This is a genomic window from Nocardia miyunensis NBRC 108239, from assembly GCF_001613065.1.
Classification (GTDB): domain Bacteria; phylum Actinomycetota; class Actinomycetes; order Mycobacteriales; family Mycobacteriaceae; genus Nocardia; species Nocardia miyunensis.
Map to the genome: position 1 here is coordinate 1 of NZ_BDBQ01000164.1, position 8,856 is coordinate 8,856.

At 68.7% G+C, this 8,856-nt stretch carries 8 protein-coding genes and 1 pseudogene; 1 reads left to right on the forward strand and 8 read right to left on the reverse strand.

Annotated features, from left to right (window positions below):
- Positions 1-98: 98 nt before the first annotated feature.
- The 7 genes from NM2_RS46480 to NM2_RS46510 all read right to left on the reverse strand — a co-directional run bounded on the left by NM2_RS46480 (position 99) and on the right by NM2_RS46510 (position 5,692).
- The gene (locus tag NM2_RS46480) at positions 99-632 is read right to left on the reverse strand and encodes a DUF2231 domain-containing protein (protein WP_067684106.1); all 534 of its coding nucleotides are present in this window, start codon (positions 630-632) and stop codon (positions 99-101) included.
- 89 nt (positions 633-721) lie between these two features.
- Entirely contained in the window at positions 722-1,288 is a 567-nt protein-coding gene (locus tag NM2_RS46485; RefSeq protein ID WP_169816377.1) for a sensor histidine kinase, read from the reverse strand.
- A gap of 71 nt (positions 1,289-1,359) precedes the next feature.
- On the reverse strand, positions 1,360-2,577 hold the full coding sequence (locus NM2_RS46490) for a sensor histidine kinase (protein ID WP_084532410.1): 1,218 nt from the start codon (positions 2,575-2,577) through the stop codon (positions 1,360-1,362).
- Positions 2,574-3,248, reverse strand: a complete 675-nt coding sequence (locus NM2_RS46495) for a response regulator transcription factor (RefSeq protein WP_245718587.1) — start codon at positions 3,246-3,248, stop codon at positions 2,574-2,576. Before NM2_RS46495 ends, NM2_RS46490 begins: the two co-directional genes overlap by 4 nt.
- Positions 3,245-3,934, reverse strand: coding sequence for an FAD:protein FMN transferase (locus NM2_RS46500; RefSeq protein WP_157122074.1), 690 nt, complete (start codon positions 3,932-3,934; stop codon positions 3,245-3,247). Before NM2_RS46500 ends, NM2_RS46495 begins: the two co-directional genes overlap by 4 nt.
- 1 nt (position 3,935) lies before the next feature.
- Positions 3,936-4,364: an FMN-binding protein gene (locus NM2_RS46505; protein WP_067684120.1), complete on the reverse strand. Its 429-nt coding sequence runs from the start codon at positions 4,362-4,364 to the stop codon at positions 3,936-3,938.
- Between the two features lie 11 nt (positions 4,365-4,375).
- Entirely contained in the window at positions 4,376-5,692 is a 1,317-nt protein-coding gene (locus NM2_RS46510) for a ferredoxin reductase family protein (protein ID WP_067684124.1), read from the reverse strand.
- Positions 5,693-6,634: 942 nt separating this feature from the next.
- On the opposite strand from NM2_RS46510, the gene NM2_RS46515 reads away from it, so the two are divergent.
- A complete protein-coding gene (locus NM2_RS46515) occupies positions 6,635-8,416 on the forward strand; it encodes an alkaline phosphatase family protein (RefSeq protein WP_218026137.1) in 1,782 nt (593 codons plus the stop codon).
- Between the two features lie 310 nt (positions 8,417-8,726).
- Here the strand turns inward: NM2_RS46515 and NM2_RS53615 are convergent.
- Positions 8,727-8,856, reverse strand: a pseudogene (locus NM2_RS53615) (IS701 family transposase); the annotation flags it as partial.

An 8,856-nucleotide genomic window follows, 5' to 3' on the forward strand; every position in this document is an offset into this window, starting at 1 on the left:
AAACAGTCCGATCGGCGGCGAAGAATGTCAACGGCGTCGGCCATGGCAACTCCTTTGGACTCGTTCGGACCGCGCAGCGGTGCCCGCGCACGGAGTGGTCAGCGCAGGCCGGGCGTGGCCTCGGACTGACCGGTGGGGACGCGGCCGTGCCAGGCGGCCTGCGCGCCACTGTCGCCAATGCGGTAGACCTGCACCACCGCGCCGACCGCCACGACGACGGCCACTACCGCGAGGGTGACCGCGACCGCCCGGCTGGCGGTAAGAGCGTCGATGCGGGGCAGTCGAGGCCGGAGCCGACGCATCACGCGGTCACTGTGCAACCCCCACCACACGGCGGCCAGCAGGAAGGTCGCCGCCGACCAGATCAGCAGCTCGTCGCCGAGATGCATATGCTGCAGGATCAGCGGATCGCGGTAAACACGGTGGGCGAGCCACTCGCCCGAATGGCTGGTCAGCGGCACTGCCACCATGGCGATGAAGGCGATCAGCGGGGTGAGGAATCCGAGCCGCACCCGGGCGGTCGGCCAGCACACTGCGAGCGTGAGCAGTAGGGACGCCAGCGGTACCAGGACGACCACGAAATGGACGAGCAGGACGTGGGCGGGCAGCCCATTGACGACGGTGGGTCCCATGCTGTTGGCAGCTCCTGACGAGGTGGTTCACGTGCTGTGATCAACTCGGAGCCTAGGAGCCGATTCTTGGAGAATTCTCGGAGACAAGATCATTGTTGGTGGCCGGCGGGCAGCGTGATAGCGAACGCGGTGCCACACCAGGGTGCGCCGTCGACGGTGATACGACCCTGGTGCGCGTCGACGACGGCGTGCACCAAGGCCAGCCCGATACCGTACGAACGAGTCCCGGCGCGGTGTCCGTCGCCGTGGGCAAACCGACGGAACAGGCGTTCGGCGTCGCGGGGATCGAGGCCGGTGCCGGTGTCGCGCACCGTCACCGCGACCTCGTTCACGTCCCGGGCTATCTCGATAGTGATTGTGCCGCCGCGCTTTTCGTGTTGCAGGGCATTATCGACCAGGGCGAACACAGCCCGGCACAAGGCCGGCCGCACGCCGTCGACCACCGCCGGGCCCGATGGGGCAGTGACTGTGACCTCGATGCCTCGGGAGGTGGCGTGCGCGGCGATCCTGTCGGCCACCTCCTGGCACAGTGCCGCCAGGTCGACCGGTTCGGTGCGGTCGGGCTCATGTTCCGCGGCGGCGGCCAGCAGCAGGTCATCGACGATGTCTGTCCGCTCACGCTGAGGTGGCCCGCTGCGCTGCGACACCTCGGCCACCCCGCACACCGTGGTCATCGTGATCATGCCGTCACCGGACGCGTCCGTGCACATTGTCATCACGGTTGCCGTTATCGCGCATCTGACATGCCGATCGGGAGCTGCATGGACAACGTCGCGCCTCCGTGTCCGCCGTTGCGCGCGGAGACGGAGCCTCCGTGACGTGCGGCGATTTCGCTGACCAGGGAGAGCCCGAGGCCGTACCTGCGGCGCTGTCCGGGCGCGGTCTCGGTGGGTGCCGAGGCGAACCGTGTGAACAGGGTGGGCAGGATTTCGGCGTCGATGCCGGGTCCGTCGTCGGTGACGTCGATCCGCACCTGATGGCCATGGCGTTGGAGAGTTACCTCCACGAGACTGTGGGCGTGCCGGATCCCGTTGTCCAGCAACGCGTTGATCGCTCGCCGTAACCCGGCGTCGAACCCGCGCACGCGCACCGGTTGGTCCGCCAGGTCCAGTTGCACGCCCTTCTCCTCGGCCGTGGGTTGTGCCGCGGCCACGGCCTCCCGTAGCAACTCGGTCAGGTCGACGGGCTGGCGCGGCACCTCCTGCCGCGGGTCGGCGGCCAGCAGCAGGTCGTCGAGTATGGCAGCCAGCTGGCTCGCGTCGGTGACGAGTCCGTCCACATCGGGCTCGGCCGGGTGGCCGCGCAGGCGGCGGCGCAGCATCTGGGCGCGGGTGCTCAGCAGGGTCAGCGGGGTGCGCAGCTCGTGACCGGCGTCCGCGACGAATCGCCGCTGCAGGGCGAGCGCGCCGACAAGCGGAGTCACCGCGCGGCGGGCGACCCAGGCGCCGGTGAGCGCCGCCAGCACCAGCCCCGCGCCACCGGTGACAAGCAGCGCTTCGACGAGGCGGCTGCGCTCGCGATGGGCCTGGCTCAGGTCCATCGCAGCCTGGACCACCTCGTCGCTGTGCCGCTCGGTGCGGACCCGGTACTCGCGGAGATGGGCGTGGATGTCGGCGGTGCGGCTGATCCCGTCCACCTGTACCTGGTCGAGCGCCTCGTGGTCGGGCAGGCCGGGCGGGAGGCCGGGGCTGGCCTGCGTCCTTCCGTCCCGTCTCAGCACGAGCCACGTCCCCGCTGGCGGGTCCGTCACGTCGTCGGCCTGCGCGATCGCGGTGCCCAGGAGCGTGTTCTGGTCGTCGTGCTGGGTGTGCAGGACGACCAGGATCGCCGCCGCGCTCAGCAGGACCACGGTGACCAGCACAGCGGCGGCCGACTGCAACCCGATGCGCAGCATCGTCCCCCGGATCAGGCGAGCGTCGGCCGAGTCGGCCCGACGCCGCCTCATCGGCCCCGCCCGAGCTGGTAACCGCGGCCCCGCACGGTGTCGATCACGGCCCGACCCAGTTTGCGGCGCAGGTAGTGGACGTAGGTGTCGACCACCGCCTCGCTTTCCGCCTCGTCGAACACCATCGTGAGTAGCTGACGCCGTGCGAAGACAGCGCCAGGCCGGGCCGCCAGCGTGGCCAGCAGATCGCACTCCCGTTCGGACAGCCGCTCCGGCGCGCCCTGCTCACGGACAACGCGGCGGCCGTCGAGCTCGAGCCGACCGCCCGGCACGGGCAGAGAGCGGGCGGTGTCCAGGTGACGACGCCGCAGCGCGCGCAGCCGGGCGAGCAGCTCGTCGATGTCGAAGGGCTTGCCGAGGTAGTCCTCGGCACCGGCGTCCAGCCCCGCGACCCGGTCGGCAGGGTTGCCCAGCGCCGACAGGATCAAAGTCGGCGTGATGACCCCGCGGACCCGTAGCCGGGTCAGCAGGTCCAGCCCCTCTATCGCGGGCAGGCCACGGTCCAGAACCACGACGTCGTACTCGCGGCTGAGGCCGAGGTGCAGGCCGCGCTGGCCGTCCGCGGCTGTGTCGACCCGGTAGCCCTCCTCGGTGAGCAGGGTCTCGAGCATCGCGAGCAGTTGCGGGTCGTCCTCGACCAGCAGCAGCCGGGGGATCTCGGGTTCGCTCACCTGAGCATTCTCGCCAGTCCCGCGGATCGATGCACCCGCCGGTCCGCGTCGACGGCGAACACCAGGCAGCCGGGCTGGGCGTCGGCCCACGCGATGCCCTCCGCACCCAGTGCGAACGCCGCCGTCGACACGACGTCGGCAGTGGTCAGATCGTCGGCGACCACGGTGAGGCTGACCAGGTCCAGCACCGGCAACCCGGTGCGCCCATCCACGATGTGCGCGCCGCGCTCGTAGGTGCCCGAGGTGGCCACCGCCCCGTCGGTAACCTCGAGGACCGCGCACACCTGATGAGCCTGGTCGGGGTGGCGGATACCCACCTTCCAGGCGCGGCCGGCGGTGACGATGTCGCCCCCGGCGTTCAGGCAGAACGCGGTCAGTCCGCGGGCGCGTAGCAGATCGGCGGCGCGCTGCACGGCCCAGCCCTTGACCACACCGCACGGGTCGAGCTGGCGCCCAGGCAGGCGAGCGCGGAACGCGCCGTCGCTGCGGCGCTCGTACTCGGCGCACAGTCGGAGGATCCCCGCCAGTTCGGCACTGTGCTCGCCACGGCAGACCTCGCTGTCCGGGCGAAAGGGACTGAACCGGCGGTCCACCTCGCGCAGCCAGCCGAACACCAGGTCCGCGGCCTCGGGATCAGCGACCTCCACCGAGATCGGCATCCCCATGATGTGCTCGACGCGGCGCACCTCAATTCCCCTCCGCGTCCAGCGCGGCCTGCAACGACTGCGCATAGGCCTCGCTGGTGGCGGTCGCGCCCGAGACCGTGTCTATGTGCGCGTTTTGGGCTTGCAGTGCCTCGCTCCGAAGGGTGGGCGCGGCGCGGTTCGCGATACGCCGGCTGTGCCCATCGTCCGGTTGGGTGATCAGCCGGACGTCGGTGATCGCGGTACCGGTGATGGTGACCTGCACCTGGTACGGGCCGTACCCGGTGTCCACGACCGACCCGTTGACCGTTCGCGAGCCAGCCGGCGCGCGCGCGTTCGCGGAACCGGTGGGAGCCGGCGCCGGCCCGGCGGCCACACCAGTCGCCGGCTCGGCCCCGCTGCCCGGGTGGTAACGCAGCAGTGGGGCGAATCCGGCGATGACGAGCACGAGAACGGCGAGGGCGCGGCGCATGATCTCCTCCTTCAGGCTGCGAAAGCGAAGCGTTCGGTGTGCAGTTGGGCGGCGTCCACACCGAGCTCGCCCAGGGTGCGTCGCACGGCATCGGTCATGCCTGGCGGCCCGCACAGGTAGATGTCGCGTTCTCGCACGTCCGGCGCCATCGCCAGGATGTGCCGCGGGCCCATCACCGGGCCATGACGGCCCACCATTGTGGACGGCCCAGTCACCACATGCAGGCGTGCGCGGCACCATCGCGCCAGCGCCCGCAGTTCGGCGGCCAGCACCGCGCCCTCCGGCATGCTCGCCCGGTAGATCACAACGAGATCGTCGCCGGCGTGGGCGAACTCCTCCAGCAGGGCACGGATCGGAGTCACCCCCACACCGCCGGCGACCAGCAGCACCTTGTTCCGCGTCCGCCGCTGGGCGGTGAACGCGCCGTACGGGCCTTCGGCGAACACCCTCGTGCCGGGCCGGATCCGCTGCAGCCAGGCGCTTCCATCACCGAGCGCCTTAACCGTGATCCGCAGGAACTCCCCGTCTGGCATTGCCGACAGCGAGAACGGGTGCGCCTCCCACCAGCGCCCGGCGAACCGCCACAGGAAGAACTGCCCGGCGCGGGCCGGCAACTGGTCAAGGCGGTGTCCTCCGATCCAGATCGTGACGACGTCGCCGCTCTCGCGCACCACCGACACAACCCGCAGCCGGTGCCGGAGGTTGCGCCACACGGGCAATCCCACCCGCGTCACCAGCACCGCGCCCAGCGCCAGGCCATACAGCGACCACCAGTACAGCCGGCCCAGCGGGGATCCGATGAAGTCCTGCCCGAGGGTCACCTGGTGCAGGAACCCCAGCACGACCGCCAGGTAGGCGCCCAGGTGCACCACATGCCACGACTCGTACCGCAGCCGCCGACGAGCACGGCGGGCCGAGGTGAGCCCGACCGCGACCAGCAGCACCACCGCGACCGTCGCCTTGCCAACATCCTCGGTGTCGAACACCAAAGTGCCGATCTCAGCGGTGACCGGGCTGCCGTCCTGGCCGGCGTAGCCCAACGCGATGAACACGACATGTGCGATCACCAACCACAGCACCCAAAACCCGCTCCACCGGTGCCACGCGGTCAGCCGGTCCATGCCCAGTGGTGCCTCCAGCCACGGCAGGCGCGCGACCAGCACGACCTGTGCGAGCAAAGCCAGCGCCCCGTAGAGCCCAGTGAGCCTGCCCAGCACAGTCAGCAGCCCGCCCGGCGCGGCCAGGTCGTCGAAACCGTGGCCGAGCACGAACAGATCGGTCACCCACATGACGTTGAGCACCGCAACGGCACCAAGCCGCCGAACCATTTTCACAGAGCCCAGTCTGCGGGACTTTTCTAGGTGAATCCTTGGAAGGATGCGGCCTCCGTCCGAGAGTTCGGCCGATCGCGCAACACCGAGTCACCCTGGATCCGCTGTGCGTGACCGTGCGCACGAAAGTCGGACACCGATCTCCCTGGTCAACTTGTGAGGTTGACGGTTCCGGAGTTGTCGCCACGGATGTTCCTGTCGTGCCCGGCCGAACGCCGCAGCGACGAACACCTCCGCGGCGCGATCCTCCCGTGCCGCCACGACAAGCCGTTCGACCTCGGCGGCGAACTGTGGACCCGCCCCAGCCGCTACAGTATTCCGAGCCGCGATCACCGGCGTATCCGCTGCTGTCGGGCTCGCCGCTAACGTGGATCGACACGGATCCGGCACTGTGCCTGTGCTACAGCAACGCCGGGGGACGCTTCGCTGCCCGCTTCGCGCCCCTCGAGGCCCGCTGTTCGGCCCAGAACATCCGCCGCACTCCGCCTCCGAGCAGGCATCGAACCTCCACTCCGTCCAACTCGGCGGCGGCCCCCGGCCCGGTCCGAGTGGACCGACTCCGACGGCCGCGGCGCCATCGAGGTGAGTACCGGTTCGGTCATGGTGTGCCGCGGTTCGCAGAAAACGTACGCAAGGTGAACAGCTCCCTTTGGTCCGACGGTGCGAATGTCCGAAGTAGGTCACTGGCGTTTCAGGTACTCCACGCGAATGCCGTGCCAACAGCAAGTTTGTTATCAGCATATTTCCGCGATCAAAGCGTTCGAACCCGGGCCGTTTCGACGACTTTTGGATGGAACTAGTAAAATGTCCACTGTTCACTTTCCTGAAAATTCCATTTAGAACCAATTGTGTCGGGCGTACCTGTTTGTTCATTCCAGGTGGATATGAATACCCCTCGCGGCGATACCAGAGGGTGCCGTCGCATGATGAGGAGGAATTGTGTCCCGCAAGAAGATGCGTACCATCGCGGCCGCCGGTGCGGCAGTGCTGGCCTGCACCACCACCGGCGTTGCCGCGGCCGCCCCGACGGAGGCCCCGACAGCGGCAATGCCCACGGCCTCCGCCCCAGCAACGGCAACGCCCTCCGCAACGCCCACGGCCTCCGCAACGCCCACGGCCTCCACCCCGGCAACAGCCGCGGCCTCCGCGACGACCACGGCGACGGCCCCGGGCACGGCCGATAGCGGTAAGCATGTGCTGCTGGTCTCGGTCGACGGTCTGCACCAGGCGGACCTGGCCTGGTATGTCGCCAACAACCCGAAGTCGACCATGGCGGCCCTGATCGGCAGCGGTCTGCAGTACACCAGCGCGCACACGACCAATCCGTCCGACTCGTTCCCGGGTATGGTCGCGCAGTTCACCGGCGCGACCGCGGGGCAGTCCGGTGTCTACTACGACGACACGTTCAACCACAGCCTGTTCCCGGCCGGCACTACCAAGTGCACCGGCACTGCGCCGGGGGCCGAGGTCGCGATGACCGAGGCCGAGGATAAGAATCAGAAGGCTCTGGACGCCGGTCAGGGCCTGTCCGGCCTGCCCGGCAACATCCTGGCGATGACCGGGAAGCCGCAGACGCTGCTGAACCCGGCCGCCGAGCCGGTCGACCCGAAAACCTGCAAGCCGATCGCACCGAACCAGTACCTGATGGTGAACTCGGTCTTCGACATCATCCACGCCGCAGGCAAGGTCACCGCCTGGTCCGACAAGCATCCGGCCTACTCCATCCTGGATGGCAAGTCGGGCAACGCCATCGATGACCTGTTCGCCCCGGAGATCAACTCCGACGCGCCGATCGCGGGTGACGACTGGACGCAGGACAATAAGCTGACCCAGCAGTACGACTCGTACAAGGTGCAGGCCGTCATCAACGAGATCGACGGTTATGACCACAGCCACACCAAGCAGGTCGGCGAGCCTGCCATCTTCGGTATGAACTTCCAGAGCGTTTCGACCGGCCAGAAGCTGCCGGCCTCGGACGGCGTGACCGGTGGTTACCAGGCCGACGGCGTGACCCCCGGCCCGCTGCTGAAGGGCGCGCTGGACTACGTCGACACCCAGCTGGGCAAGATGGTCTCCGAGTTGAAGGCCAGGGGCGAGGACAAGAACACCACCTTCATCCTGTCGGCCAAGCACGGCCAGTCGCCGACCAAGCCGAGCGACCTGACCCGTATCGATGACGGCCCGATCATCAGCGCCCTGAACGCCGCCTGGAAGGCCAAGAACCCGAACGCCAGCCAGAACCTGGTCGCGTTCACCACCGACGACGCGATGCTGCTGTGGCTGAACGACCGCTCGCAGGCAGCCGCCGACTTCGCCAAGCAGTGGCTGCTGGCCAACAAGGGCACCGGTAACGACATCAACGGCAATGCCAAGCCGTACACGGCCTCGGGCCTGACCGCGGTCCACGCCGGCACCGACGCCGCCGCCTACTTCGGCGTCAGCCCGTCCGACCCGCGCCACCCCGACCTGGTCGGCGTCGCGCAGGTTGGCACAGTGTTCACCGGCGGTAAGAGCAAGATCGCCGAGCACGGTGGCGCCAACCCGGCCGACCGTGACGTGCCGCTGGTCGTCACCGGCCCGGGCACCGCGAAGGCGGTCATCGGCGACAACGTCAACACCACCCAGATCGCGCCGTCCATCCTGAAACTGCTCGACATGGACCCGCAGAAGCTGGACGCCGCAAAGTCCAACGGCGTCACCGTGTTGCCGAAACTGGGCTGACCCGGACGGGGCGCCGCGCCCTGGCCTGTATCTGAAACCGGCAAAGGGGCTCCACGATTCCGAGGGGCCCCTTCCGGCAATCTCGGAGCCTCCCCTTCTTCTTCGGCTTCGCCACCCCACCGTCACCGGCGGGCAGATCGGCCGCACCCATCACCTTGCTCGATATCCCTGGACGCGCCCTAATACTCCAGCCGCACTTAGTTATGTAATCGGTGTCGGCGCTGGTAGTGGGCTTGCATTGCCCGGTATTGGTGGCGGCGTCGCCAGGTTGACCGTCGCCAGATGGCGGTGCGGCGAGTATGGCGGGTGATCACGTGTGCCAGTAGACGTCTGATTTCGCCGAGGGTGAGCGAGATGAGGCCGCTGCCAATGCTTTTGGGGCGATGGCAGCTGTGACGGCGAGGTAGGTGTGGGCGAGCATGGCCAGGGTGATGTGTCGG

What these genes read in the sequence shown, in the direction of transcription:
- NM2_RS46490 (WP_084532410.1), bottom strand. Translation starts at nt 2,577, where the DNA reads ATGAGGCGGCGTCGGGCCGACTCGGCCGACGCTCGCCTGATCCGGGGG.
- NM2_RS46510 (WP_067684124.1), bottom strand. Translation starts at nt 5,692, where the DNA reads ATGGTTCGGCGGCTTGGTGCCGTTGCGGTGCTCAACGTCATGTGGGTG.
- NM2_RS46505 (WP_067684120.1), bottom strand. Translation starts at nt 4,364, where the DNA reads ATGCGCCGCGCCCTCGCCGTTCTCGTGCTCGTCATCGCCGGATTCGCC.
- NM2_RS46480 (WP_067684106.1), bottom strand. Translation starts at nt 632, where the DNA reads ATGGGACCCACCGTCGTCAATGGGCTGCCCGCCCACGTCCTGCTCGTC.